This window comes from Sulfitobacter sp. OXR-159, assembly GCF_034377145.1.
In the GTDB taxonomy this organism is placed as follows: domain Bacteria; phylum Pseudomonadota; class Alphaproteobacteria; order Rhodobacterales; family Rhodobacteraceae; genus Sulfitobacter.
In genome coordinates this window covers 1,991,967-2,018,905 of the sequence record NZ_CP139707.1, presented here as the reverse complement: position 1 = coordinate 2,018,905, position 26,939 = coordinate 1,991,967, and the positions used below count along the sequence as shown (strand labels likewise).

The 26,939-nt window shown below is 61.3% G+C and carries 23 protein-coding genes; 12 read left to right on the top strand and 11 right to left on the bottom strand.

Annotated elements, in window-relative coordinates; genetic code table 11:
- Positions 1–29 precede the first annotated feature (29 nt).
- Positions 30–998, top strand: coding sequence for a DUF3179 domain-containing protein (locus tag T8A63_RS10300; protein ID WP_260012735.1), 969 nt, complete (start codon positions 30–32; stop codon positions 996–998).
- A 77-nt stretch (positions 999–1,075) separates the two neighbouring features.
- On the opposite strand, the gene T8A63_RS10295 is transcribed toward T8A63_RS10300, so the two are convergent.
- The 4 genes from T8A63_RS10295 to T8A63_RS10280 all read right to left on the bottom strand — a co-directional run bounded on the left by T8A63_RS10295 (position 1,076) and on the right by T8A63_RS10280 (position 4,389).
- Entirely contained in the window at positions 1,076–1,576 is a 501-nt protein-coding gene (locus T8A63_RS10295; protein ID WP_067623551.1) for a bactofilin family protein, read from the bottom strand.
- Positions 1,566–2,894 (bottom strand): M23 family metallopeptidase, encoded by a 1,329-nt coding sequence (locus tag T8A63_RS10290; RefSeq protein WP_322343726.1) that lies wholly within the window; start codon positions 2,892–2,894, stop codon positions 1,566–1,568. Before T8A63_RS10290 ends, T8A63_RS10295 begins: the two co-directional genes overlap by 11 nt.
- Before the next feature lie 206 nt (positions 2,895–3,100).
- Positions 3,101–3,919, bottom strand: coding sequence for a ferritin-like domain-containing protein (locus tag T8A63_RS10285; protein ID WP_322343725.1), 819 nt, complete (start codon positions 3,917–3,919; stop codon positions 3,101–3,103).
- Positions 3,916–4,389, bottom strand: coding sequence for a peroxiredoxin (locus T8A63_RS10280; protein ID WP_120350892.1), 474 nt, complete (start codon positions 4,387–4,389; stop codon positions 3,916–3,918). Before T8A63_RS10280 ends, T8A63_RS10285 begins: the two co-directional genes overlap by 4 nt.
- Before the next feature lie 108 nt (positions 4,390–4,497).
- Between T8A63_RS10280 and T8A63_RS10275 the strand changes: the two genes are divergently transcribed.
- The 8 genes from T8A63_RS10275 (at position 4,498) to uvrA (ending at position 17,282) form a co-directional block, all read left to right on the top strand.
- On the top strand, positions 4,498–7,839 hold the full coding sequence (locus T8A63_RS10275) for a DUF3971 domain-containing protein (protein WP_322343724.1): 3,342 nt from the start codon (positions 4,498–4,500) through the stop codon (positions 7,837–7,839).
- A 44-nt stretch (positions 7,840–7,883) separates the two neighbouring features.
- On the top strand, positions 7,884–8,948 hold the full coding sequence (gene queA, locus T8A63_RS10270; protein ID WP_322343723.1) for a tRNA preQ1(34) S-adenosylmethionine ribosyltransferase-isomerase QueA: 1,065 nt from the start codon (positions 7,884–7,886) through the stop codon (positions 8,946–8,948).
- A 72-nt stretch (positions 8,949–9,020) separates the two neighbouring features.
- Complete coding sequence (locus tag T8A63_RS10265) at positions 9,021–10,355, top strand: MFS transporter (RefSeq protein WP_067938394.1); 1,335 nt, start codon at positions 9,021–9,023, stop codon at positions 10,353–10,355.
- 65 nt (positions 10,356–10,420) lie between these two features.
- Positions 10,421–11,020: a DUF924 family protein gene (locus tag T8A63_RS10260; protein WP_322343722.1), complete on the top strand. Its 600-nt coding sequence runs from the start codon at positions 10,421–10,423 to the stop codon at positions 11,018–11,020.
- 97 nt (positions 11,021–11,117) lie between these two features.
- Complete coding sequence (gene lpdA / locus T8A63_RS10255) at positions 11,118–12,512, top strand: dihydrolipoyl dehydrogenase (RefSeq protein WP_322343721.1); 1,395 nt, start codon at positions 11,118–11,120, stop codon at positions 12,510–12,512.
- Between the two features lie 72 nt (positions 12,513–12,584).
- A complete protein-coding gene (locus T8A63_RS10250; protein ID WP_322343720.1) occupies positions 12,585–13,148 on the top strand; it encodes a methyltransferase domain-containing protein in 564 nt (187 codons plus the stop codon).
- Positions 13,149–13,154: 6 nt separating this feature from the next.
- Positions 13,155–14,330, top strand: a complete 1,176-nt coding sequence (locus tag T8A63_RS10245; RefSeq protein ID WP_322343719.1) for an MFS transporter — start codon at positions 13,155–13,157, stop codon at positions 14,328–14,330.
- Between the two features lie 66 nt (positions 14,331–14,396).
- Positions 14,397–17,282 carry an excinuclease ABC subunit UvrA gene (gene uvrA / locus T8A63_RS10240; RefSeq protein WP_322343718.1) on the top strand — a complete coding sequence of 962 codons (2,886 nt, stop codon included), beginning with the start codon at positions 14,397–14,399 and terminating at the stop codon, positions 17,280–17,282.
- 37 nt (positions 17,283–17,319) lie between these two features.
- On the opposite strand, the gene T8A63_RS10235 is transcribed toward uvrA, so the two are convergent.
- The 6 genes from T8A63_RS10235 to T8A63_RS10210 all read right to left on the bottom strand — a co-directional run bounded on the left by T8A63_RS10235 (position 17,320) and on the right by T8A63_RS10210 (position 24,293).
- Positions 17,320–18,393: a transketolase gene (locus T8A63_RS10235; RefSeq protein WP_322343717.1), complete on the bottom strand. Its 1,074-nt coding sequence runs from the start codon at positions 18,391–18,393 to the stop codon at positions 17,320–17,322.
- Positions 18,394–18,473: 80 nt separating this feature from the next.
- Complete coding sequence (gene mmsB / locus T8A63_RS10230; protein ID WP_236627378.1) at positions 18,474–19,451, bottom strand: 3-hydroxyisobutyrate dehydrogenase; 978 nt, start codon at positions 19,449–19,451, stop codon at positions 18,474–18,476.
- A complete protein-coding gene (locus tag T8A63_RS10225) occupies positions 19,355–20,398 on the bottom strand; it encodes an enoyl-CoA hydratase/isomerase family protein (RefSeq protein WP_322343716.1) in 1,044 nt (347 codons plus the stop codon). Before T8A63_RS10225 ends, mmsB begins: the two co-directional genes overlap by 97 nt.
- Before the next feature lie 7 nt (positions 20,399–20,405).
- Positions 20,406–21,548, bottom strand: a complete 1,143-nt coding sequence (locus T8A63_RS10220; RefSeq protein WP_322343715.1) for an acyl-CoA dehydrogenase family protein — start codon at positions 21,546–21,548, stop codon at positions 20,406–20,408.
- Between the two features lie 81 nt (positions 21,549–21,629).
- Positions 21,630–22,739, bottom strand: a complete 1,110-nt coding sequence (locus tag T8A63_RS10215; protein ID WP_322343714.1) for a carboxylate-amine ligase — start codon at positions 22,737–22,739, stop codon at positions 21,630–21,632.
- Positions 22,740–22,793: 54 nt separating this feature from the next.
- Positions 22,794–24,293 (bottom strand): CoA-acylating methylmalonate-semialdehyde dehydrogenase, encoded by a 1,500-nt coding sequence (locus tag T8A63_RS10210; RefSeq protein ID WP_322343713.1) that lies wholly within the window; start codon positions 24,291–24,293, stop codon positions 22,794–22,796.
- Between the two features lie 111 nt (positions 24,294–24,404).
- Here T8A63_RS10210 and T8A63_RS10205 point away from each other — a divergent pair, with 111 nt between their 5' ends.
- From T8A63_RS10205 to coaD, 3 genes are all read left to right on the top strand, one after another.
- Entirely contained in the window at positions 24,405–25,325 is a 921-nt protein-coding gene (locus tag T8A63_RS10205) for a LysR family transcriptional regulator (protein WP_322343712.1), read from the top strand.
- A gap of 61 nt (positions 25,326–25,386) precedes the next feature.
- Positions 25,387–25,821: a CBS domain-containing protein gene (locus tag T8A63_RS10200; RefSeq protein ID WP_067941819.1), complete on the top strand. Its 435-nt coding sequence runs from the start codon at positions 25,387–25,389 to the stop codon at positions 25,819–25,821.
- A 132-nt stretch (positions 25,822–25,953) separates the two neighbouring features.
- Positions 25,954–26,463, top strand: a complete 510-nt coding sequence (gene coaD, locus T8A63_RS10195) for a pantetheine-phosphate adenylyltransferase (RefSeq protein WP_322343711.1) — start codon at positions 25,954–25,956, stop codon at positions 26,461–26,463.
- A gap of 316 nt (positions 26,464–26,779) precedes the next feature.
- Here coaD and T8A63_RS10190 read toward each other — a convergent pair whose 3' ends face one another.
- A complete protein-coding gene (locus T8A63_RS10190) occupies positions 26,780–26,923 on the bottom strand; it encodes a hypothetical protein (RefSeq protein WP_201721995.1) in 144 nt (47 codons plus the stop codon).
- Positions 26,924–26,939 lie beyond the last annotated feature (16 nt).

The following is a 26,939-nucleotide window of genomic DNA, read 5'->3' as shown; positions in this document are numbered from 1 at the left end:
CTCACCCCCGCATGCGGCACGCTCGGACCATGATAAAATTAAGCGCCATCGTTCTGAGCCTTGGCCTTGCGGCCAACAGTCTTCTCGCCGATCCCGCCCGCTGGCAGGGGGAATGGCCGGAGACCGATTTTTCCAAAACAAGCATCACAGATTGGTCCGAGATCATCTCGGGCGGGCCGCCCAAGGATGGCATCCCGGCACTCGATGCACCGGGTTTCAAAGCCGCGCGCGCCGAAACCCGCATCGCCCCGCGCGAGCCAGTCATCACGGTCGCGATAGAGGGTGCCAAACCGCGCGCCTATCCGATCCGCTATCTGACATGGCATGAGATTGTTAACGATAGGGTTAATGGCCAGCCTATCGCCGTGACCTTTTGCCCGCTGTGCAACTCTGCACTTGTCTTTGACCGCCGCGTCGCGGGGCAGGTGCTGCGCTTTGGCGTATCAGGGAAGCTGCGCCATTCCGACATGGTAATGTATGACCGCGAGACCCAAAGCTGGTGGCAACAGGCCGAAGGCCGCGCCATCGTGGGGGCGCTGACGGGCACCGAGCTAAAGCACCTCCCAAGCTGGCTGGAAAGCTGGGCCGATTTCACCGCGCGATACCCCGACGGGCTGGTGATGGAGGAACCTTCCTACAACCGCGACTATGGCCGCAACCCTTACCGGAACTATGATTCTTCGGCCAAACCCTTCCTCTACGACGGCGCGCAGCCGCCGCACGGAATTGCACCGCTAGAGCGCGTGGTGCGTGTGGGAGACCGGGCGTGGAGGCTTAATCGGCTGGCCGAGGAAGGTGAGGTCCGCGAAGCTGGTGTGACGATCACATGGCGGGCAGGGCAGGCTTCGGCCCTAGATGCTGGGCAGATCGGCAAGGGGCGTGACGTGGGCAGCATCCGCGTGCGTGACAGTGCCGGGCGCGATGTCCCGCATGATGTGATGTTTGCCTTTGCCTTCGATGCGTTCTGGCCAAACGGCACATGGATGCTGGGGCGCTAACCCCAAGCCATAGTAAAACGAAAACGGGCGCCGCAGTTTCCTGCGACGCCCGTGAATTCTTTGGACCGACCAGGGCCTTAGGAGGCGGGGTTCGGTTTCTGCGCCGGAGCGGATTTTGCGCCGGGGTTCAGCGGATCGTCCTGACGCTGCACCGAACCTTCGAAATGCGCGCCGGATTCGATCGCGATGGTCTTGTGGATGATGTCACCCTCAACCCGTGCGGTCGATGTCAGACGTACCTTGAGGCCACGCACGCGGCCCACGATACGGCCATTGATCACCACGTCATCGGCAACCACTTCGCCTTTGATCGTCGCTGTTTCACCGATGGTCAACAGATGCGCGCGGATGTCGCCCTCAACAGTGCCTTCAACCTGAACATCGCCCGTCGTCTTCATGTTGCCGGTCACATGCAGGTCCGAAGACAGAACGGATGCGGGCGGCTTCGCCTTAGGGGCGCTGGCCTTGAATTCGCTCTGCTTGGAGGGCGCAGGGGCCGCCGAAGCGCTGGAAGGTGCCGGTTTGGACGCATCTGCATCCTGGGGCGCGGGATCGTTGATTTTGCTTTTAGAAAACATCGTTTGCAGCCTTGATATAGATCATGGGGTTAACAGCCTTGCCACCTACGCGGACTTCATAGTGGAGATGGACACCGGTGACCCGTCCTGATGCTCCCATATCACCAATATGCTGCCCGCGCGAGACTCTTTGACCAACTTTCACGCGCAGCTTGGACATGTGGGCATAACGGGTCTCGATGCCGAACTCATGCTGGATCTTGACCAAACGGCCATAGCCCGAGGACCAGCCGGCGTGAATCACCACACCATCGGCGGTCGCATAAAGCGGCGTGCCCATGCCAGCGGCAAAGTCGACGCCCTTGTGCATCCGGCGGCCACCTGTCTTGGGGTCGCGGCGATAGCCGAACTGGCTGGTGAAGCGGAAAGCGTTTTTGACCGGGTTCGCAAAAGGCGCTTTTTCGGCGGCGATGCGGTAAAGGTTCAACCGGTCCATCTGGTTCAGCAGACGGTTTGCGCGCAGCGTATCGGGGCTAAGCTCTTCGCCGCGGGTGGTGAAGGACAGCGGCGTCATCGGGCCACCTTGGCCGGAATAGCCGCGGCGCACGGTGGCGAGGATACGGTCGGTCGGCATGCCCGCGCTGCGGAACATCTTATCGAGCGGGGCGACAGAGACGCTCATCGCTTCTTCAAGCTGGCGGAAGATCGCGTCGTTCTGATCGCGCATCAACGCGATCTCTTGCGCCATTTCATCGGCCTGCAGCAGCGCATCCTGCGCGTCGACCACAACTTTGTCGCGCTCTGCCGCGGTGCGTGCCAGAGCTTGGGCAAGGAAATCGACCGGCGCTTGATCGGCATCGGCGCGCAGGCTGCCCGCTTCACCGTTCTCAAGGCTGCCTTCCAATTCGGCCAGCTTCAGCCGGGCCTTTTGGCGGTCTTTCATCGTGTCGCGCAGAGTGGATTGGATCACGTCGATCCCGGTCTCCAACTCACGGCGGCGGGTCTCGGAGGACAGCAGTTCAGATTGCATGACGGAAATTTGTGTGAGCGCGGCGTTAAAGCGGTCTTGTGCGGCCAGTGCTTCTTCGGCCCGCAGGTCACGCTGCGCGGAAAGCTCGTTCAGACGGGCCTGATAGGTGCGCTGATCGCGTTTGGCCTGCTCGCGAAAGTTGCCCGAGCCGATGCTGTCCATCAAAATGATCGCCGTGGCGATGATGGCCCAAGACACGAGGAAGGCCGACCCCGCCAGCCCGATAATCTGGGTGCCGGGGCGCAGGCGGATGAAACGTGTGTCGCTGTCGGATTTCAAAAAGACGCGGCGTTCGGGAAAATAATGCTCAAGCAGAGCATGCGTCTTGATGGCAATCCGTGTGCGCACGTTGTCGTCCTTTGTCCCGTCCCGTCGGCGCGGAGGGCTCGCCCAGCCCGCGCCCAACGTCAATAGCCAGTGCCCGCGAATGGGGCAACCCTATTGACCCGCGGCAACCCGCGCCTGCGCGGCAATCCCCCATTCGCCCCGGGAAAAAGCGCTTTGCTATTGGCAAAAATCCGCCGATACCAAGCACTTGCTGTCTTATGGCCGGATCAGCTTGGGCCCCCGTCCGCCGTGAGAGGCCAGTAGAAATCGGGCGGGATTCCCGCCTCGGCGCGTTTTTCTTCGTTGAAAGGCGGCTTGAGATCGCCATGAAAATACTCGCGCACGAGGGCGTGAAACCGGTCTTTCGGGTCTTCGTCATGGCGGCCACAAAGGAAGTGAAACCACTTGCTACCATATGCGACATGGGCGACTTCTTCGGCGTAAATAGTCTCAAGGGCTGCCACGGCACTGTCGGCCTTCGCATTGCGGAAAATCTTGATCATGCCCGGCGTCACGTCCAGTCCGCGCGCCTCCAGCACCATGGGCACCACGGCAAGGCGGCCCATCAGATCGTCCACCGTGTCTTCGGCTGCGCGCCACATGCCAGCATGGGCGGGCATGGCGCCGTAATGACTGCCCATCTCCTCAAGACAGTCGCACATTAGGTTGAAATGTTTGGATTCGTCATCCGCGGCTTTGACCCAGTCGTCAAAGAACCCCAAGGGCAGCGGCACATGCGAAAACCGCGCGATCACGTCCCAATGCAGGTCGACGGCGTTCAACTCGATATGCGCCACGGCATGCAAAAGCGCCGCGCGGCCTTCGGGCGTGCCGGGGCGGCGGCGGGGCACTTCGCGCGGGCTGAGCAATTCGGGCTGGGCAGGTCGGGCAGGGTGCAGCGGCGGATCAGCGCGGCCCACCTCAGGGCGCGCGCCTTCGGCTCGGGCCGAGAGCCATTCAGCTGCGAATTTCCGCGACAGTGCGGTCTTTTCGCGCCCATCCGCCGTGCGCAGCACCGCCTCGGCCATTTCCGCCAGCGGCATCATGCGCCGCGCACCGCGTCCAGCACCGCATCAACATGGCCGGGTACTTTCACCTTGCGCCAGACCTGCGCGATCTGGCCTGTCGCGTCGATCAGATAGGTCGCGCGTTCGATGCCCATGGATTTCTTGCCGTACATGTTCTTCTCGACCCAGACCTCGTAGGCTTCGGTCACCGCGCCATCGGTGTCGGACAACAGCGGCACCGTCAGCGCGTGTTTGGCGGCGAATTTGTCGTGTTTGTCCATGCTGTCGCGCGAAATGCCAAAGACCTGCACACCGGCCTCGGCAAACTCCGACAGCCGCTCGGAAAAGCCGATCGATTCCTTGGTGCAGCCGGGCGTGTCATCGCGCGGGTAAAAGAACAGCACCACGGGGCCGCCTTGCTGCGCAGACAGCGTAATCTCGCCACCGCCAGTCACGGGAAGGGTGAAATCCGGGGCCGGTTGGCCGGGCTGGGGTCCGATCTGCGACATGGGGCGGTTCCTTTGGCTTGTGAAGGGTCGTTCAGGGCTGTCATACTGCATCTGATTTGACAACGTCAAAGCCGCCCCCGAAAGCCGCCCTATCCGAACCGGAGCCCGATGCGCGACCCATCCCCTTCCAGCCCCCCTGCGCCAGACGGCGAAGGGTCGCTCCGCCGCAGGCCACGCAGGCGCGCGGGGATCGCGTCTGTTGTGGTGCTGGTGCTACTCGCGGCGCTGGCGACGGGGGCGGCGGTCTATTTCACCGGGCGTCCGATCCCTGCGCCGCTTTGGGTGCAAGAGCGGATCGAGGCGCGGATCGCGACTGCGCTGCCCCAAGCGCGGGTGGATTTCGGCGCGATGGAATTTGTCGTCGACGAAGGCTGGCGGCCGCGCGTGCGGCTGCAAGATATCTTTGTCACCACCCCCGAAGGCGACGAGATCGTCAGTTTCAATGAGTTCAAGGCCAGCCTGTCGATGCGGTCACTGCTGCGCGGTGTGGCACAGCCGCGGGCGATTTCCCTTTCAGGCGTGGTGGCAAACCTGCGCCGGGGGGCGGATGGCCGGGTGAGCCTCTCTGCCGGGGCCGGGATCGCCCCGCCTGAGCGTGAGGCCGCGACCCTGCCGCAACTCATCGGTCAGATCGACGAGGTGCTGGCCGCCCCCGCGCTCTCGGCCCTACGCTCGGTTGAGCTGCGCGCCCTGACCCTGCGGTTCGAGGATGCCCGCGCGGGCCGGGCTTGGACCGGCGATGGCGGGCGGCTGCGCCTGTCGCGCAGCGGCGATCAGCTTGACCTGTCGGCCGATCTTGCGGTGCTGAGCGGTGGGGCCGATGTGGCCACGCTCACCGCGAATTACAGCAGCCGCATCGGCCAGAATGCCGCGACCTTTGGTGTGACATTCGACGGGATCGATGCGCGCGACATCGCAGCACAGGGGCCTGCGTTTTCATGGCTAGAGGTGCTGCGCGCCAATATTTCGGGCGCGGTGCGCAGCGGGATCGACAGCGCGGGCCGCTTTGCGCCGATCAACGCATCGCTGCAAATCGGCAAAGGCGTGTTGCAGCCCAACTCACAGACCAAGCCGATCCCCTTTGATGGGGCGCAGAGCTACTTCAGCTATGACCCCGCGCGCCAGCTTTTGCGCTTTGACGAGATGTCACTCGACAGCCCTTGGGTGTCGGGCAACATCACCGGCACTTCGCAACTGGGCGATGTCACGGGGGGCATTCCGGGGCGGATGGTGGGGCAGTTTTCCTTACGCGATCTGCGCGCCAATCCGGCGGAAGTCTACCCCGAGACGGTGGCCTTGGATCAAGCAGATATCGACTTTGAACTCAGCCTCAACCCGTTTCGCCTGAAACTGGGCCGTTTGGAGATCAGCGATCAGGGCCGTAGCCTGCGCCTTGATGGGGCGCTTGTGGCCGAGCCTGAGGGCTGGAACCTGTCGCTTGATGGGCGCATGGACAGGCTGAGCCCGGAGCGTCTGCTGGCGCTCTGGCCCGAGGGGGTGAAACCCAAGACCCGCAAATGGCTGGACGAGAACCTTCATTCAGGCCGGATGCGCAACCTTGATCTGGCGCTGCGCATGGCACCGGGGCAGGTGCCGCAGACCTATGTGGCCTTCGACTACGCCGGGGCCGAGGTGCGGTTTTTGAAAACCTTGCCGCATATCACCGATGGCAGCGGCCATATGAGCCTGCTCGACAACCGTCTTGTCGTCACGGTGGACGCAGGCGAGGTGATCGCGCCGCAAGGCGGGGCGGTGACGCTGGATGGGTCGTCTTTCATCATCCCGGATGTGCGCGTGAAAGACGGCAGCCCTTCGGTGATCCGGCTCAATACCCGGTCAACCCTGACCGCCGCGCTGTCGCTGCTGAACCAACCGCCTATGCGGGTGATGGACAAGGCCGGGCTGCCGGTGACGCTCGCGGATGGGGAGGCGGTGCTGAAAGGCACGCTGGCGCTGCCGTTGAAAAAGGGCGGCAAGCCCGAAGATGTGCGCTATCACTTCGCGGGGGATTTGCTGTCGCTTTCGACCGATACGCTGGTCAAGGACCGCAGCCTTCAGGCCAGCAAATTGGCCATCACCGCCAGCAATGACCGCATCACCATCGGCGGCGAAGGACGTATCGATGGCGTGGGTTTCGACGGGGAATGGTCGCAGGCGATCGGTCCCGGCTCTGACGAAAGCAGACTGACAGCCCAAGTGGCGCTGACCCCTGCGGGGCTCGAAGCGTTTGGCGTCGCACTGCCCCCCGGCAGCCTTCGCGGGGAGAGCAGCGGACAGATTGCGGTAGACCTCAAGAAAGGCGCGGCACCGCGGTTTTCGCTGCGAAGCGATTTGGCGGGCTTGGGCGTTTCCGTGCCGCAGTTATCGTGGGTAAAAGCACCAGCGACCAAAGGCGAATTGCGACTGGCGGGACGGTTGGGCGAGACGCCGAACATCGACGCCTTTCAACTGAACGCGCCGGGGCTGCGGGTGGCAGGCTCCATTGATCTTGAACCCGGCGGCGCGTTGGACCGCGTGCGGATCGACCGGCTGCGGCGCGGCGACTGGCTTGATATCCCCGTGCAACTGATCGGGCGTGGCAAGGGCAATCCGGTGCAGGTGGTGCTGGGCGGCGGCACGCTGGACATGCGCCGGGCGGAGTTTGGCGGGGCCGGGGGGCAAGCCGGACCGCCGATGCGCGTGGCGCTGGACCGGCTGCAGATCACCGATACGATATACCTCACGAACCTTGCGGGCACCTTTGACACGGCCAAGGGGATGGACGGGTCCTTTACTGCGCGGCTCAACGGGGGCACGCCTGTGCAGGGGCGGGTCCTGCCCCAAGGCGGGCGTAGCGCGGTGCGCGTGGTCTCGGACGATGCGGGCGGGATACTGCGCTCGGCCGGGCTGGTGAAACAGGTCGTCGGGGGCAATCTGTCGCTTACCCTGCTGCCTGTCGGGTCGGGCGGGGCCTTTGATGGGCAGCTTGAGGTCAGCAATGTCGCCATTCAAGACGCGCCCGGGATCGCGGCGCTGGTGAATGCCATTTCGGTCGTGGGGTTGATCAACGAACTCAACGGCGATGGCATTTACTTTGACGATGTGGAGGCGAAGTTTCGCCTGACCCCGAACCGCCTGACCCTGACCGAGGCCAGCGCCGTGGGCGCGTCTTTGGGGCTGTCGATGGATGGGGTCTATGCCCTCGACAGTGGGTTGATCGACATGCAGGGTGTGATCTCTCCGGTCTATATGTTCAACGGGATCGGGTCGCTGTTCACCCGCAAGGGCGAGGGGCTGATCGGGTTCAACTACCGCCTGACAGGGGCCGCGAAAGAGCCCAGCGTCTCGGTTAATCCGCTCTCGGCGCTCACGCCCGGCATGTTCCGCGAGTTGTTCCGCCGCCCGCCCCCAACACCCCCGGCGGTGCAGGGCCAAGCGAATCCGGTTGCCCGGGTGCCAGAGGACCGCTAAGCGCCGGGCGACCTATGCTGCCAGACCAATAGGAACGCCGACCGATGAAGCTCTCCGATTTCGATTTCGACCTGCCCGAGGAATTGATCGCCACGCGCCCCGCCAATCCGCGCAGCTCCGCCCGGTTGCTGGTGGCCGCGGGGGATCAGTTGCATGACCGCCGCGTGACCGACCTGACAGACTGGCTGCGCCCCGGCGACCGTTTGGTGCTGAACGACACCCGTGTGATCCCGGCGCGGCTTTCTGGGCTGCGCCACCGTGCCTCGGCCCAAGGGGCGGTGCGGGCCAAAATCGAAGTCACGCTTTTAGAGCCGCGCGGCGATGGCACGTGGTCGGCGTTGATCAAACCCCTGCGCAAGCTGAAAATCGGCGAAGAAGTCGTCTTTTCCGACGATCTGCGCGCCACGCTTGAGGCGGTGGAAGACGGGCAAGGGCATCTGCGGTTCAACTGCACAGGTGATGATTTCGATGCTGCGCTGAACGCGGCCGGGGCCATGCCGCTGCCGCCCTATATCGCCGCAAAGCGCGCGGCTGACGCGCAGGATATGACGGATTACCAAACCGTCTTTGCCCGCCACGCAGGCGCGGTCGCGGCGCCCACGGCGTCGCTGCATTTCGACGAGGCGCTGCTCGCGGCGCTGGCGGCCAAGGGGGTCACCTTTAGCCATGTCACCCTGCATGTCGGGGCGGGCACCTTCCTGCCGGTCAAGGTCGATGACATTTCCGAGCACAAAATGCACGCCGAATGGGGCCGGGTGAGCGCCGAGGCCGCCAAAGAGATCACCGCCACCCGTGCCGCCGGAGGGCGCGTGATCCCCGTGGGCACCACCGCGCTGCGCCTGATCGAAACAGCGGCGCGCGGCGGGCAGATCGCGGCGTGGGAAGGGGATACCGATATTTTCATCACGCCGGGTTTCGACTTCAACGTGACCGACGGGCTGATGACAAATTTCCACCTGCCCAAATCCACGCTGATGATGCTGGTCTCGGCCCTGATGGGCGTTCAGGAGGTAAAAGACATCTACGCCCATGCCATCGCCGAAAAATACCGTTTCTTTTCATACGGCGATTCCTCTCTTCTGCTGCCTGAGGCGCAAAAACCTGCTTGAATGTCGTTCTAGGGGGTGACTAGCCTGCGATTGCCGTCCATGGGAGGGCTTGGGCGAACAAGGAATTGACCGATGATTCAAGTGGTTTCAAGCGCATGGGCGCTATTGCTGGGCATGTGCCTGTTGATGGTCGGCAACGGCATGCAGGGCACTTTGCTGGGTATTCGCGGCGGCATCGAAGGGTTTTCGACCCTGCAAATGTCGATCGTCATGTCGGCTTACTTCGTCGGTTTCTTGGGCGGGTCTCGGATGGCGCCGGGGATGATCCGGCGTGTGGGCCACGTGCGGGTCTTTGCGGCGCTGGCCTCGCTGATCTCGGCGGTAATGATCCTCTACCCGACATTCCCCAATACCATCGTCTGGTCGCTGGGCCGGGTGCTGATCGGCTTTTGTTTTTCGGCTGTTTACGTGACCGCTGAAAGCTGGCTCAACAATGCGGCCACGAACGAGAACCGGGGGCAGGCGCTTTCGGCCTATATGATCGTGCAAACACTCGGCATCGTCATCGCCCAAGCGCTGTTGCTGACGGCTGACCCGTCGGGCTTTGTGCTCTTTGTCATTCCTTCGGTTTTGGTGAGCATCGCGGTCACGCCGATCCTGCTGTCGATCAGCCCCACACCGCCCTTCGGCACCACCAAACCGATGAGCCTGAGCACCCTGATGGAGACCTCTCCGCTCGGCTGTGTCGGCATGTTCCTTTTGGGCGGTGTTTTCTCGGCGCAGTTCGGGATGGCAGCGGTTTACGGTGCCGAGGCAGGTCTGAGCGTCGCGCAGATCTCACTTTTCGTGGCGGCCTTCTTTGTCGGTTCGGTGATCCTGCAATATCCCATCGGCTGGATTTCTGACCGGATGGACCGACGCAGCCTGATCGTCATCACCGCGCTGATCGGTGGCGCGGGCTCCATGGTCGGCATGATGCTGGGGCATATTTTCCCGATCTTGCTCGCCACGGCCTTTGTTGTGGGCGGCATGTCGAACCCGCTTTACTCGCTGATCATGGCCCATACCAACGATTTCCTCGAACAAGAGGACATGGCCGCGGCCTCGGGTGGGATGTTGTTTATCAACGGCTTAGGTGCCGTCCTTGGCCCGGTGATTACCGGTTGGATGATGGGCACGGCTCTGGGGCCGGGGGGCTTTTACCTCTTTACCGCCGTGCTCTTTGCCGCGCTGGCCGGTTATGCGTCTTACCGTAAAACGCAGCGTGCTGCGGTGCCGGTGGATGAGACGGGCAACTACGTGCCGATTTACCCCTCTGCCACCGCTGTGGCCGTGGAAATCGCGCAAGAGTATGCCATTGAATCGGAACAGGAAGCCGCCGAAGAAGCTGCCCAAGAAAACGCCGAAGCTGACAAAAACGCCCCTGATAGCGATAACGATGTCGCGGATGACATAAAACGTGACTAGGCTTTTGGGGTAAGACGTTCTTAACTTTAACGAAACGCCCGAGATGCGGCAAAGGAGTGTGCGGGATGGCTGCCTCAAATGCAGAACCCCAAGATGTACTGAATTTCTGGCTCAAGGACGTGGGTCCGGCGGGATGGTACAATAGTTCCGATGCGCTGGACGCCGAGATCCGCAGCCGTTTCGATGGGCTCTGGAGTGAGGCAGAGGCGGGCAAGCTGAACCATTGGCTGACCAATCCCACCGATGCGCTGGCCTTTTTGATCGTGACCGATCAATTCCCGCGCAATATGTTCCGCGATACCGGCAAGGCATTTGCCAGCGATCGTATCGCGCTCGCGGCCGCAAAGCTGGGGATCGAAAAGGGCTGGGACATGCGCGTGGAAGCGCCCGAGCGTCAGTTTTTCTACCTGCCCCTGATGCATTCAGAGAACCTCTGCGATCAGGATCGTTGCGTGCGTTTGATGTGCGAACGGATGCCGGAAAGCAATGGCAGCAACCTGCTGCACGCCCGCGCGCACCGCGAAGTGATCCGTCAGTTTGGCCGCTTTCCCTACCGCAACGCGGCGCTGTCGCGCAGTTTCACCGCGCAGGAGACCTCTTATATCGACGAGGGCGGATATGGTCGGACCGTCAAACAGCTGCGTGAAAATCTGCAAGCGGCCTGAGCTTCGGCAGGGCAGGGTAAATTCGCGTGGTTGTGGCGATTGCAAATATGGTTTAGCGGTAAACTATATTTGCAAACCCTAACGCGAGGTCCTTGCCATGGCTGCCAAATCCTTTGATCTGATCGTGATCGGTGCGGGGCCGGGCGGCTATGTCGCCGCCATCCGTGGCGCACAGCTAGGCCTGAAGGTCGCGGTTGTTGAGCGAGAAAATCTGGGCGGCATCTGCCTCAACTGGGGCTGTATCCCCACCAAGGCGCTGCTGCGCTCTGCCGAAGTGTTTCACCTGATGCACCGCGCCAAGGACTTTGGTCTGGCAGCGGATAAGATCGACTATGATCTCGAAGCGGTGGTCACACGCTCGCGTGGCGTCGCCAAGCAGATGGAAGGCGGGGTCAAACACCTACTGAAGAAAAACAAGGTTGAGGTATTCATGGGCGAAGCCTCGACCCCCGCGAAAGGGAAGGTCTCTGTCAAAACTGACAAGGGCAGCGAAGAGCTGACGGCCAAGAACATCGTGCTAGCAACCGGCGCCCGCGCCCGCGAACTGCCGGGGCTCGAGGCGGATGGCAAGCGCGTCTGGACCTACCGCCACGCCTTGCAGCCCGTCCATGACCCCAAGAAGCTACTGGTCATCGGCTCCGGCGCCATCGGGATCGAATTCGCCAGCTTCTACAACACACTCGGCGCTGACACGACCGTGGTCGAGGTGATGGACCGTGTTCTGCCAGTAGAAGATGAAGAAATCTCTAAATTCGCAAAAAAGGCGTTTGAGAAGCAGGGCATGACCATCATGCAAAAGGCCACGGTCAAGAAACTCGACCGTGCGGACGACAAGGTTACCGCCCATATCGAACGTGACGGCAAAGTCGAAAAGCTTGAGTTCGACACCGTGATCTCTGCGGTTGGCATCGTCGGTAATACCGAAGGTCTGGGGCTGGAAGAACTTGGCGTCAAAGTAGACCGGACCCATGTGGTGACGGATGAATATTGCCGCACAGGTGTCGACGGACTCTATGCCATCGGCGACATCGCTGGTGCGCCGTGGCTTGCGCATAAAGCGAGCCACGAAGGGGTGATGGTTGCCGAACTCATCGCGGGCCAGAAACCACATCCCGTCAAACCCGAAAGCATCGCCGGTTGCACCTATTGCCACCCGCAGGTCGCCTCTGTCGGTCTGACCGAGGCGAAGGCCAAAGAGCAAGGCTATGACATCAAGGTCGGTCGCTTCCCCTTTATCGGCAATGGCAAAGCCGTGGCCTTGGGTGAGCCGGAAGGGATGGTGAAAACCATCTTTGATGCCAAGACCGGCGAACTTCTGGGCGCACATATGGTCGGGGCCGAGGTGACCGAACTGATCCAAGGCTACGTCGTGGGCCGCCAGTTGGAGACCACCGAAGAAGACCTGATGAACACCGTCTTCCCGCATCCAACACTCAGCGAAATGATGCACGAATCCGTGCTCGACGCCTTTGACCGCGTGATCCACATGTAACGCGGGCGGGGCAGGGTGCATTGACCGCGCCTCGCCCCGCCGCAATTTGGCCAAACCGTCGGGAGCCATGTCGTGGTCAGCCTTAACCGTGTCGTCATGCACCGCAGCAGCCGTCGGCTGATTGGCCGTTTGAACCCTGCAACGCTGGATACAGCCGAAATTTCTGGCAGGTTCGGTAAGCGCTTCACATTCAAGAGCTATACACAGTTTGGCTACCCGACCTATGACATCTGCGCAGGTCCGTTTACCGATCCCGAAACCGGTGCCGTGCGGCAGTTTGATCTGATCCTCGCCAATCAGGTCTGGGAGCATCTTGACCGGCCTTATACGGCGCTGGCCCATGTGCAACAGATGCTCAGAGCGGGCGGGTATTTCTGGATCGCTGTTCCGTTTTTCATCTCCTTTCATGCGGCCCCCAATGACAATTCGCGCTGGTCCGCACGGGGGCTGAAGAACTTGCTGATCGAAGCCGGCTTCGACGAGAGCCGGGTCATCGCGCGACAATGGGGCAACCGTACCGCCGCCGCCCGCAATCTTGAACCCGACTGGCCGCCGCGTTTCGACAAAAGCACGGATGACCTGACTAACGATCCCAAAATGCCGCTGTGCGCTTGGGCGCTGGCCCAGAAGAAATGAGAGCCGATGGCTGACCAAACCTCCTTTCCGCGCGTTTTCGCGCTTTGGGCCGCGGGCCTGGGGGCGGCGGCGCAATATGGCAAGATGAGCGTCATCTTCGACCTGCTTCCAAAGATTTATCCGCAGGCCGGAGCGTCGCTGGGCTTCTTGGTTTCAATGGTGGGCGGTGTCGGTATCCTCCTTGGCGTTGTGGCGGGGCTGGTGGTCGCCCGTATCCGCTATCGTCGTGCGCTGCTATTTGCCCTGTGGCTGGGCGCGGCTGTATCGGCCTTTCAGGCGCTACTGCCGGGTTTCGGTTGGATGCTGGCCAGCCGCGTGGTCGAAGGGCTGTCGCATCTGGCCATCGTCGTTGCCGCACCGACGTTGATTGCGCAGCTCAGTACCGTGAAGGACCGCGGGTTTACCCTGACCCTCTGGGGCACCTTCTTTGGCGTGGCTTTCGCGATCCTGACCCTCATAGGCCGCCCGCTTGCGCTGACATGGGGCGTGCCTGCGCTTTTCGCCGTCCACGCGCTCTATATGGCGGGCTGTGCGCTGGTGCTTTCCGGCAGCTTGCGCAGCCTGCCGGACGAGGGCCCTCAGCCGCCATTCTCTTTGCCGCAGATACTGCGTGATCACGTCGCGATCTACCGATCTCCCTTCCTCTCCGCCCCGGCGGCGGGTTGGCTGTTCTATACATTCAGTTTCGTTTCCATCCTCACTGTCCTGCCGCCCTACCTCTCCGAGGCATGGCGCGCGGTCACAATGGCCGCCATGCCGCTCACTAGCATCGCGGTATCAATGACCATCGGCGTCGCATTGCTCCGCCGTCTACCGGCGGTCTCTGTTGTGCAAACTGGCTTTGCCCTTTCCGCCCTTTCTATGCTTTGGCTCTGGCTCGCCCCCGGCACGCCGTTGGCCTGTTTGGCACTGGCTGCCGCAATGGGGTTGATCCAAGGCGCAAGTTTTACCGCGGTCGCGCAACTCAACAGCGGCCCCGCCGCGCAGGCGCAGGCAAACGGTGCGGTGGCCCAAATGGGGAACCTTGGAAACAGCCTTGGCACACCTGTTATGGCGTTCGGGTTAGCGAGCTTTGGCGGCGCGGCCTTGCCACTATTGGCGGGTGGGGCCTTTGTTATGGGGCTGGTGGCACATCTCCTCCTTGGTGCGGCCCGACGTCGCAGTCGGCGCGTTCCTGTTTAGTTCTCACTTTTCCGTTGGAAAACACTGCATCAGGACCTATGTACAAACCGTTAAGAGGGGCATGTCATGGCTGAGCTGAAGAACATCGAAGTGCGCGGCGCGCGCGAGCACAATCTAAAGAACATCGACGTGGACATTCCGCGTGATCAACTGGTTGTAATTACCGGGCTTTCCGGCTCGGGCAAGTCGAGCCTTGCCTTCGACACGATCTATGCCGAAGGGCAGCGGCGCTATGTGGAATCACTGTCGGCCTACGCGCGGCAGTTCCTTGATATGATGCAGAAACCGGATGTGGATCACATTTCCGGTCTCAGCCCTGCGATTTCAATCGAACAGAAGACCACCTCAAAGAACCCTCGATCCACCGTCGGCACGGTGACCGAGATTTACGACTATCTGCGGCTGTTGTTCGCCCGCGTCGGCACCCCCTATAGCCCGGCCACCGGCAAACCCATCGAAGCCCAGCAGGTGCAGGACATGGTCGACCGGATCATGACCATGGAAGAGGGCACGCGGGCCTATCTGCTGGCGCCGATTATTCGCGACCGCAAAGGCGAATACCGCAAAGAGTTCATTGAGTTGCGCAAGCAAGGCTTTCAACGGGTCAAGGTGAACGGTGAATTCTACGATCTGGATGAGCCGCCGACGTTGGACAAGAAATTCCGCCATGACATTGATGTTGTCGTCGACCGGATCGTGGTGCGCGAAGGGCTGGAAACGCGCCTGGCGGATTCGCTGCGCACGGCGCTTGATCTTGCCGATGGGATCGCCATTCTCGAAACCGCGCCCAGTGAAGGCGAGCCCGAGCGTCATACGTTTTCGGAAAAATTTGCCTGCCCTGTCAGTGGCTTCACCATTCCCGAGATTGAGCCGCGGCTGTTCTCCTTCAACGCGCCGTTCGGGGCTTGCCCCTCTTGTGATGGCCTTGGGGTCGAGCTCTTTTTTGACGAGCGTTTGGTGGTGCCTGACCAGAACCTGAGAATCTATGACGGGGCCTTGGCGCCTTGGCGTAAGGGGAAGTCCCCGTACTTTAAGCAAACCATCGAAGCCATTGCCAAGCATTATAATTTCGACCAAAAGACCCGCTGGAAAGACCTGCCTGAGAAGGTGCAAGAGGTGTTCCTTCGTGGTTCCGGCAAGGAAGAGATTACCTTCCGCTATGACGAAGGCGGGCGCGTTTATGAGGTCAAGCGGGTGTTCGAGGGGGTGATCCCCAATATGCAGCGCCGCTACCGCGAAACGGACAGCAACTGGGTCCGCGAGGAGTTTGAGCGCTATCAGAACAACCGCCCCTGTGGCACCTGTGGTGGCTATCGCCTGCGGCCCGAAGCGCTTGCGGTACGCATTGGCCCCACGATTGGCAATGAGAACGAGTTACTCCACATCGGTAAGGTGGTGGAGATGTCGATCCGTGAAGCCTTTGACTGGTGCAAGGCGGTGCCAGACCATCTGACCCCGCAGAAGAATGAAATCGCAAAAGCCATTTTAAAGGAAATCCGGGAACGTCTTGGGTTTCTGAATAACGTGGGTCTTGAGTACCTTACGATGTCGCGTTCAAGTGGTACTTTAAGTGGGGGCGAGAGCCAGCGTATCCGCTTGGCAAGCCAGATTGGCTCTGGCCTGACGGGCGTGCTTTACGTGCTTGATGAACCGTCGATCGGGCTGCATCAGCGCGATAATGACCGATTGCTGGATACCTTAAAGAACCTGCGAGATCAGGGGAATACGGTGATTGTTGTAGAGCATGACGAAGAGGCCATCCGCGAGGCCGATTATGTGTTCGACATCGGGCCGGGTGCTGGAGTTCACGGCGGGCAAGTGGTGAGCCATGGCACGCCTGAACAGGTGGCGAATGATCCCAATTCTGTTACTGGTCAGTATCTTACCGGCGTTCGTGAAATCTCGGTCCCGACCAAGCGGCGCAAGGGGAACAAGAAGAAGTTGCAGGTTGTAAAGGCTACTGGCAACAACTTGCAGAATGTCACTGTGGATTTCCCGCTGGGTAAATTCGTCTGTGTTACGGGCGTGTCGGGGGGCGGCAAGTCCACCCTTACGATCGAAACCCTGTTCAAAACCGCGTCGATGAACCTGAACGGCGCGCGGCAGACACCTGCGCCTTGTCAGACCATCAAAGGGTTGGAACATCTTGACAAGGTCATTGATATTGACCAGCGGCCCATAGGTCGGACTCCGCGTTCGAATCCGGCGACTTACACCGGGGCTTTCACCCCGATCCGGGACTGGTTCGCCGGTCTGCCCGAAGCCAAAGAGCGCGGCTATAAGCCCGGGCGTTTCTCTTTCAACGTCAAAGGCGGGCGTTGCGAGGCCTGTCAGGGTGACGGGGTTATCAAGATCGAGATGCACTTCCTCCCTGATGTTTACGTGGAATGCGAGACCTGCAAAGGCGCGCGCTATAACCGCGAGACGCTGGAGGTGCGGTTTAAGGGTAAGAGCATCGCCGACGTGCTTGATATGACCGTAGAAGATGCGCAAAGCTTCTTTGCCGCCGTGCCTTCGATCCGTGAAAAGATGGATGCGCTGATGCGCGTGGGGCTGGGCTATATCAAGGTCGGACAGCAGGCCACGACCCTGTCGGGCGGTGAGGCGCAGCGGGTGAAGCTCAGCAAGGAGTTGAGCAAACGTTCTACCGGGCGCACGCTATATATTCTTGATGAACCGACAACGGGTTTGCATTTCGAAGACGTGCGCAAGCTGTTGGAAGTGCTGCACGAATTGGTCGATCAGGGCAATTCCGTGGTTGTGATTGAGCATAACCTAGATGTGGTGAAAACCGCCGATCATATTATCGATATCGGCCCTGAGGGTGGTGACGGCGGTGGCCGGGTTGTGGCTACAGGGACGCCCGAAAAGGTCGCGGACGTGGCCGAAAGCCATACCGGGAAGTACCTCAAACCGATGCTATATAAGCAGACAAAAGTGGCGGCGGAATAACCGCCGCCACTTGATTGGCTTGGCCTGCGGCGTGTCCTTACAACACGGCGCGGGCGATGCGGATCAGTTGCAGCGTCTCATAAGCGCTATCGCGCAGCGAAATCACCTGCCCATTCAGTACCGCGTAGTTATAGCCTTCTTCCGGCTCGGCCAGACGGTAGAGATTGATGAGGTCCGCCTGCGTCAGCGCGGCGGTCGGAGCGATGTTCACACCTGAGCCAATGGTGGGCACCCGCGCCAATTCGTTGATACGCAGCAGGGCGGTGTGATCTTCGTTGCTCAGCAGCACCGGCTGGCCATCGATCAGCGCATAGCGATGACCAGCAGGCGCAGCGTCAAGGCTGTAGAGCTGTGCGATCTGGTTGGACTCCAGTAGGAGCAACTCGCGTTCCGTCAGCGGATCGGCCTCAAGATAGGGTTGGCGGCGCTCTTCCAGCAGAGTGTCCAGCTCATCTTCGGAATAGCTGGCCCATTGTTCATAAGTCACGCCCTGTTTTGCCAGTCCGGGGGGCACGCAGGGCGGGTCCTTCTTGGCCAGACCGGGGGGGCAGTTGCGATAGGTAATCAGCTCGTCATCGGGGAGCGCAGCCGCGTTTAATTCAGGCGCGGCAAGGGCAAGCGCCGCCGCACCGAGTATAGCGGCCATGTCACGCCCTTCGGGCGCCGGGGTGTTCAAAAGACGGGTGACCACAGTCTCGCGGTCCTGCGTAAAGCGGGTCACGCGCTCATCAAAATCGGCGCGGTCCATGCCCTTGGGCAGTTTGACCTCATCGCCTTTGATCTTGACCTTATCACCATTGATTTTGATCTCGATCTTATCGTCTTTCTTGTCTTTTTTGGCCTTCTTCTCTTTGTGCTTCTCGGCCTTTTCCTCGCGCTTTTCTCTCTTTTTCTCGGCCTTCTTCTCCTGCTTGTCCTTCTTCTTGGCCTTTTTGTCTTTCTTGTCTTTGCCCTTATCGCCCTTGTCGTCTTTGGCGAGCCAAAGCGTTTCAGGGCCGCTGCTGTCAAAGGCAACCGCGGGCTGCGCCGGGGCAAAGCCGGTTCCGGCGGCGGCCAGCGGGCCGGTCGCACAGGCGGTGGTCAGGATTGTGGTAATGAGCAGGTGTCGCATCAGGTGATCTCCTCAGATGGGGTCATTCTGAAGTTAACGCCTGCTGGGGTCAGGTCGTTCCCGCGTGGGGAGCGTTCGGCTTAACCTTGCCAGCCGCGCTGCTCAAAACGGGGCAGCATGGCAGAGAAGTCTTTGCCCTTGCCGCCTTCTTCCTCGACGAAACGGGTGTAGAGTTCCTTGGCCAGCGCGCCCATCGGCGTGTCGGCATTGGCCATTTCCGCGGCCTGTTGGGACAGCCCCAGATCTTTGAGCATCAGCTCTGCCGCGAACCCCGGTTTGTAGTCGTTGTCGGCGGGAGATTGGGGGCCGACGCCGGGGGCCGGGCAATAGGCGTTCATCGACCATGAATAGCCCGAAGACGTGCTGACCACATCAAACATCCGTTCGCGATCAAGGCCCAGTTTGTCAGCCAGTGCAAAGGCTTCGCAGGTGGCGATCATCGTGGCGCCAAGGATCATGTTGTTGCAGATTTTCGCCGCTTGGCCGGCGCCCGCATCACCGCAATGAACGGCTTTCTGACCCATGATGTCGAACAGCGGTTTGGCCTTTTCAAAGGCTGCCTCCGCGCCGCCCGCCATGAAGGTAAGCGTGCCGCCCTGCGCGCCGCCGATCCCGCCAGAGACGGGGGCATCCACAAAGAGCAACCCGGCCTTCTGCGCCGCCTCTGCCGCGAAACGCGCGCTTTCGACGTCGACGGTGGAGCAATCGATCAGCAGCGCGCCCGCTGCCATATGTGCGACCGCTTCTTCGGCCACTTGGCGCAGGATTGCGCCGTTGGGCAGCATGGTGATGACCACATCGGCATCCCCGACCGCTTCTGCGATGGTCTTGGCCTCGGCGACCCCTTCGGCGGTGGTGCCAGCCACGTCATTGCCGCGCACGGTATGGCCCGCGGCGGCGAGATTGGCGGCCATGGGCCCGCCCATATTGCCCAGACCGATGAAACCGATTGTAAGATTGCTCATAAATTTTCCTCCAACTTCAATTCGTTGTCGCCCAAGGGGGCGAGCATGGCGTCGATATCGGCCTGCGGCACGTCCCAGTCGGCGTGTTGCCAATTGGGGCTGCGGTCCTTGTCGATGATCGCGGCGCGCACACCTTCGATGAAATCGCCTTTTTCCAGTGACCGCGCGGTAAAGCGGTATTCCTGTTCCAGTGCCGGGACCATGCCGATGCCGGGGCCGCGCAGGCGGCGCAACATCTCTAGCGTGCAGGCCATCGACAGGGGGGAGTTGCGGCGTAGGGTTTTCACTGTTTCTGCGGCGAAACCGCTGTCGGACATCGCAAGCGCCGCGTCGATTTCACTAAGGCTTTCGGCATGAAAGAGGCGGTCCACCTCCTCTTGAAGCTCTGCCAGCGTGGACGGGGGCGGGGTGCTTGCCGCGCGGTCGAGGATGAAGGGATCACCGTTCTCTTCCAATTGCGCGATAAGATCGGGCCATTCGGCTTGCGCGATAAAATAATCCGCGAAACCAGCGTGGAGCACGTCGCCCGCGCCCATCCGCGCACCGGTGAGGCCAAGGTATTCGCCCATCCGTCCCGGTGCCTGTGCCAGCAGCAGTGTGCCGCCCACGTCGGGCACCAGCCCGATGCCGCATTCGGGCATGGCGATCTTGCTGCTCTCGCCCACGACGCGGTGCGAGCCGTGGCAGCCGATGCCGACCCCGCCGCCCATGGTGAAGCCCTGCATGAAGGAGATCACCGGCTTGGGAAAACCGTGAAGTTTGTTGTTGAGCCGGTATTCATCGGCCCAAAAACGGCGGGCGAAGTCGAAATCCCCGTCCTTGCCCGTTTGGTAAAGCTGCGCCACGTCACCGCCCGCGCAGAAGGCTTTTTCACCCTCGGCATCCAGCACGATCACGGCGACCTCTGGGTCATCGCGCCAGTCGTCGATCGCCTTTTCGATGGCGATGCACATGTCGTAGCTCAGCGCGTTCAGTGCATTGGGCCGCGTCAACGTGATGCGTCCGGCGCGGCCCGCTTTGCGGATGTGGATATCACTCATGGGGGCCTCAGCGGTTCTTGAGCATGTCGCGGGCAACGATCACGCGCATGATCTCATTCGTGCCCTCAAGGATCTGGTGCACCCGTAGGTCGCGGACCAGTTTCTCGATCCCGTAGTCGGCAAGGTAGCCATAGCCGCCGTGCAACTGCAGACATTGGTCGACGACCTTGCTGCCCGTCTCGGTCACGAATTTCTTGGCCATGGCGCAGAACTTGGTCGCATCCGGCGCGCCAGTGTCGAGCTTCCACGCCGCTTGGCGCAGGAAGGTGCGCGCGGCCTGCAATTCGATCTCCATATCGGCAAGGCGGAATTGCAGCCCTTGGAACTGGTCGATGCTCTGGCCAAAGGCTTTGCGGTCGCCCATGTACGCCAGCGTCTTGGTCAGCGCAGTTTGCGCGGCCCCGAGCGAGCAGGCCGAGATGTTCAGCCGCCCACCGTCGAGGCCCGCCATCGCGTATTTGAAGCCTTTGCCCTCTTCGCCAACAAGGTTCTCCGCACCGATCTTGCAGTCATCAAACTGCACCAGCGCCGTCGGTTGGCTGCGCCAGCCCATCTTGTCTTCTAGCCCGCCAAAGCTGAGACCCGGCGTGCCGTCTTCGACGTATACCGTGGAGACGCCGCGCGCGCCGTCGTCGGAGGTGCGGACCATGGTGACATAGGCATCCGAATAGCCGCCGCCCGAGATAAAGGCCTTGGTGCCGTTCAACGTATAGCCCTCGTTGGTGCGCTCGCAGCGGGTTTTCAGCGCCGCCGCATCGGAGCCGGAACCGGGCTCGGTCAGGCAGTAGCTCAGCACGGTTTCCATCGTGAGCACCTTGGGCATCACGCGTTCTTTCATCTCATCACTGGCGAAAGTGTCGAGCATCTTGGCGCACATGTTGTGGATCGACAGGAACGCCGCGACCGAGGGGCAGGCCATCGACAGCGCCTCAAAGACCAGCGTGGCGTCCAGACGTGTGAGCCCCGCGCCGCCGGTCTCTTCAGAGACATAAAGCCCGCCGAACCCCAATGCGCCGACCTCTGGCCAAAGCTCTTTGGGGATGGTGCCATCTTTCTCCCATTGGTGGGCGTGGGGCGCGATATTCTCCTGCCCGAATGCATGGGCCATGTCGAAAATGGCGGTCTGTTCCTCGTTCAATGCGAAATCCATCGCGGCTCCTCCCTAAAGTCATGCGTCCTTGGAACTGAACACTTGTTTAATTCTATCAGCCGAAAGGTGCCGCAACAAGCGTCACAGATCGGCGTGGTATTCCTCGATCAGATGGCGCACGACTGCCTCGCCCCCCTTGCCCTCGGGCGCTTCGGCCCAGACTTTGCGCTGACGGTCGGCGGATGTGCCCTGTTTCACCACGTCGCGCAGGGCGCAGACCTCATCGAGACATCCGAGCGCCTCGGCGTCTTCGGCGATCAGGCCGATGATTTCCTCGAACATCTGGTCGAAGGGTTTGAGCGTCGGCCCCCCGAAATCGATCAACGTCTCGTTCACGCCGTAGCGCTGCGCGCGCCAGCGGTTTTCCTCGATCAGGAAGCGGTCATATTCGCGCCAGCGCAGGTTGCTGTCGCGCAGGCGCAGCAGGAAGCGAGTGAGGGACTGTGTCAGCCCCGCCAGCCCAAGCGCGTGTGACAAGCGCGGCTGCACATCGCAAATGCGGCTTTCCAGCGTCGGGTAATGGGTCGACGGGCGCAGGTCCCACCAGATTTTCGACTGGTCGGGAATGATATCGAGGTCTATCAGCGCCTGCGTGCTGCGCTCATACTCTCCCCAACTATGAAGCAAGGGCGGCAGCCCCGTGCGCGGCATGCTCTCCATCACCGCAAGACGGTAAGACGCCAGCCCGGTGTCTTCGCCCTGCCAATAGGGCGACGAGGCCGAGAGTGCGAGCAGGTGGGGCAGGAAATAAGCGAATTGCGGCATCAGGTCGATGCGCAGGTCGTCCCCCTCAATGCCCACATGGACATGCATCCCACAGCTTAGCATCCGGCGTGCGACACCGCCCAACTCAATCTCAAGCTGGTCGTAGCGTTCCTTATGCGTCGTCTCTTGGTTCTTCCAATCGGAGAAAGGATGGCAGGAGACGGCCACGGGGGACAAATTATGCTTGGCGGCGTGTCTGGAGATCGTGCTGCGCAGACGCTTTAAGTCCTCACGGGCCTCGCCCACGGTCTTGCAGGGCTTGCTGCCAATCTCGATCTGACATTGCAAAAATTCGGGGCTGACCTGATCGCCAAGGTCGTTGCGGCAATCTTCCATCAACCCTTCAGGGGTGTCAGCCAGCGCCAGTGAATCCTTGTCGACCAGAAGATACTCTTCTTCAATTCCGATGCTGAATTCTTTTTGCATGGCGCTGGCCCCGTTCTTTAGGGCCGACTGCCGCGGGGCAGCCGGCGTGATGATTTACTCCATCACCGGGATGGAGAATTCGCCACCCTCTTTGATGCCCGAGGGCCAACGGGCCGTCACGGTCTTGGTGCGGGTGTAGAACTTGAACGCATCCGGCCCGTGCTGGTTCAGATCGCCAAAGACGGATTTCTTCCAGCCGCCAAAGGTGTGATAGGCCAGCGGCACCGGGATCGGCACGTTGATGCCGACCATGCCGACGTTGATCCGGTTGGCAAAGTCACGCGCGGCGTCACCGTCGCGGGTATAGATCGCGGTGCCGTTGCCGTACTCGTGGTCCATCGCAAGGCCGATCGCCTCTTCGTAGTCCTTGGCACGCACACATGTCAGCACGGGGCCAAAGATTTCCTGCTGGTAGATGTCCATGTCCTTGGTCGCGCGGTCAAACAGATGCGGGCCGACGAAATAGCCGTTCTCATAGCCTTGCAGTTTGAAGTCGCGGCCATCGACAACCAGTTCTGCACCTTGGTCGATACCGGACTGCACCAGACGTTCGATATTGGCCTTGGCGGCAGCGGTCACAACCGGGCCGTAGTCTACGTCATTGCCGGAGGTGTAGGGGCCGACTTTCAGCTTTTCGATGCGCGGCACCAACTTCTCGATCAGACGGTCGGCAGTTTCGTCGCCCACCGGCACGGCCACGGAAATCGCCATGCAGCGTTCGCCAGCCGCACCGTAGCCCGCGCCGATCAGCGCATCGGCAGCTTGGTCCATGTCTGCGTCGGGCATGATGATCATGTGGTTCTTGGCGCCACCGAAACACTGCACGCGCTTGCCGTTGGCACAGCCGGTGGCATAGATGTATTCGGCAATCGGGGTCGAGCCCACAAAGCCCACCGACTGGATCACGTCATGGTGCAGGATCGCATCGACCGCTTCTTTGTCGCCGTTGACGACTTGGATGATGCCCTTGGGCAGACCGGCTTCTTCCAGCAGTTCGGCCAGCATCAGAGGGACGGAGGGGTCACGCTCGGACGGCTTCAGGATGAAGGCATTGCCACAGGCGATGGCGGGGGCGAACATCCACATCGGGATCATGGCAGGGAAGTTGAAGGGCGTGATGCCCGCGGTCACACCAAGCGCTTGGCGCATGGAGTACATGTCGATGCCGGGGCCGGCGCTGTCGGTGAAATCACCTTTCAGCAGTTCGGGCGCGCCGATGCAGTATTCCACCACTTCAAGACCACGCTGCACGTCACCGGCGGCGTCGGGCAGGGTCTTGCCGTGCTCACGGCTCAGCGCCTCGGCCAGCTTGTCCATGTCGCGGTTCAGCAGGGAGACGAACTTCATCAGCACGCGGGCGCGGCGCTGTGGGTTGGTCGCGGCCCATTTGGGCTGGGCGGCGGCGGCGTATTCGACGGCTTTGTTCAGCTCTTCGCCATTGGCCAGCGGCACTTTCGCCTGCACTTCGCCGGTGGCGGGGTTCATCACATCGGCAAAGCGCCCGGAGGTCCCTTTGACGTGTTCGCCGTTCAGGTAATGGGTCATCTCTTGCATGATCGGTCTCCTCTTTGGTTGGCGGCACGATAGCCTTGCAAAAAGCAATGGAACAGAGGAAGGATGGCAAAACCGTCTTGCATTTTTGCAAAGCGTATTGGAGGCCGTTGAATGGATCAGAACTGGGACGACCTGCGGTTGTTTCTAGCCGTGGCGCGCGAGCAGAGCCTGTCGGGCGCGGGCAAGCTGCTGCGGCTTGATCCGGCAACGCTGGGCCGTCGCATGGCGCGTTTGGAAAAGGCGCTGCAGACCGTGCTCTTCGTCAAATCGCCCCAAGGCTATATGCTGACCGAGGCTGGCAGTGACCTGATGCAGCGGGCAGAGCGGGCCGAGCAGGCGATGCGCGCCGCCACCGCCGGGGTGCCGGTGCAAAGCGACCAACTCTCAGGGCAGATCCGCGTGGGTGCGCCCGATGGGGCGGCGAATTATCTGCTGCCGCAGGTCTGTGCGGCCATTGCGGCGAAAAACCCCGATCTGGATGTGCAGATCATCGCGTTGCCGCGCGTCTTTAACCTGTCCCGGCGCGAGGCGGATATGGCGATCGGGGTGAGCGCGCCCACGGCAGGGCGGCTGGTGGTACAGAAAGTGACGGACTACCACCTCCATCTTGCGGCCGCGGAAAGCTATCTCGCACGCCACCCCGAGGTGACCTCGGTCGGCGATCTGCAAGGGCACCGGATGGTTGGCTATATCCCGGATATGATCTTTGATCGGGAGTTGGACTACCTCGCCGACCTCGGCATCAGCCGCGTGGCCTTGGCGTCAAATTCCGTCTCCGTTCAGGTGCGGATGATCCAGCAGGGCGGCGGGATAGGCATCGCACATGACTTTTCGCTTGCCGCAACCCAAGGCGTGCGGCGCATTCTGACGCAGGCCGTCAGCCTCAAGCGGGCTTTCTATCTGATCCGCCATGCAGACGATCGCCGCAACGCCCGACTGGCGGCTTTTGCCGAGGCGCTGGCCGCCGGGCTTCGGGCCGAGACTGCCCGGCTGGAGGCCGAAGCCGCGCAGAAGACTGCGCCAAAAGCTTGACATGAAAGGATTTCGCGGTGACGCTGGAGGGGACTTTGCCCTGCATCAAAGGAGGCGCCAGATGCTCGTATCGCAGATTCTCAAGACCAAGCCCGATGGCAAGGTGGTTACGGCCAAACCCGGATTGGCGATCTCTGAGGCGGCGGCGATGCTGGCTGAAAAGCGGATCGGGACGCTGGTGATCTCGGCCGATGGCAAGACGCCGGATGGGATTCTGTCTGAGCGGGACATCGTGCGCGAACTGGGCCGTTCGGGCGCGGGCTGCCTGCAACAGGCGGCTGAGAGCATCATGACCCGCAAGCTGGTGACCTGCAGCCGGGATGACCGCTCTGACGCGGTGTTGCAACAGATGACCGACGGACGGTTTCGCCATATGCCCGTGTTGGAAGACGGGGAACTCGTGGGGCTGATCTCTCTCGGCGACGTGGTCAAGGCGCAGTTGCAGGAACTGTCGATGGAGAAGCAGGCCCTTGAAGGCATGATCATGGGCCACTGAAGCGTTTGCAGGGGCCACGACAGGGCGATTCTGCGGGCTGACCGCGGGGCAGTGCTACCGCTAACCGACTTGCGCTTGCGGCAGTGAAATGCTTGGCTGTGCCGCAACGCAGCAGATACGCAGGACAATTACATGCGCATAGCCCTCTATCCCGGTACGTTCGATCCGATCACGCTGGGGCATATCGATATCATCCGCCGCGCCGCCCGTATGGTCGATCGGCTGGTGATCGGCGTGGCGATCAACCGCGACAAGGGGCCGCTCTTTAGCCTTGAGGAACGGGTCGCGCTGATCGAAGCGGAATGCGTGCAATTGGCCGAGGAAACCGGCGTCGAGATCGCGGTGCACCCTTTCGAAAACCTGCTGATCGACTGCGCGCGCGATGTCGGGGCGCAGACCATCGTGCGCGGTCTGCGGGCCGTGTCGGATTTTGAATATGAGTTCCAGATGGTCGGCATGAACCGGCAGCTGGACGACTCTATCGAGACGGTCTTTCTGATGGCCGAAGCCACACATCAGGCCATCGCCAGCAAACTGGTGAAAGAGATTGCGCGACTTGATGGGGATGTCAGCAAATTTGTGACCCCTGCGGTGAACGAAGTGTTGATTGAGCGCTTTGCGCGGAAGCAGCGTCCTGAGTAGAGGGCGGGCCGGGTGCGGCGCGGTTCTGCGCGGTATTTTTAAAAGGATGAAGGGGAGGGGCGTGGCGCGTGAGTGGCGGCCGCGTCTTTTTTGTCGTCAGCGGCCTTGGGCGGCTATGATAGCGGCCGGGTTCAGCATGCGGTAGGAGAAGCCCTTTCGTGGTCCTACTATGTAAGACCCTTAGCAGATTGCCTTGTCGCAGCGCCGTTTGATCGGCGGCGTGGTTGAAATCGGTTGAGACCAGTTTGCGGTCGGTGGCCGATAGCACGCCGGTTGCGATGGGACAGAAAAGCGGGGATTTGCGCCGCGGCTTGCCTTAGCGCCAGAAGGCAACCCATTCGATTAATTCAAAGAGCTTTTTGCCGAGATAGATCATATGGTCCGCGCCATAGGCATAGAGGTCGACCATCATGGCCCCGGCGATAACGAGGGCCAGCACGATGGCGATGGAATTGGTCATGGCGCGGCTCCGGGCG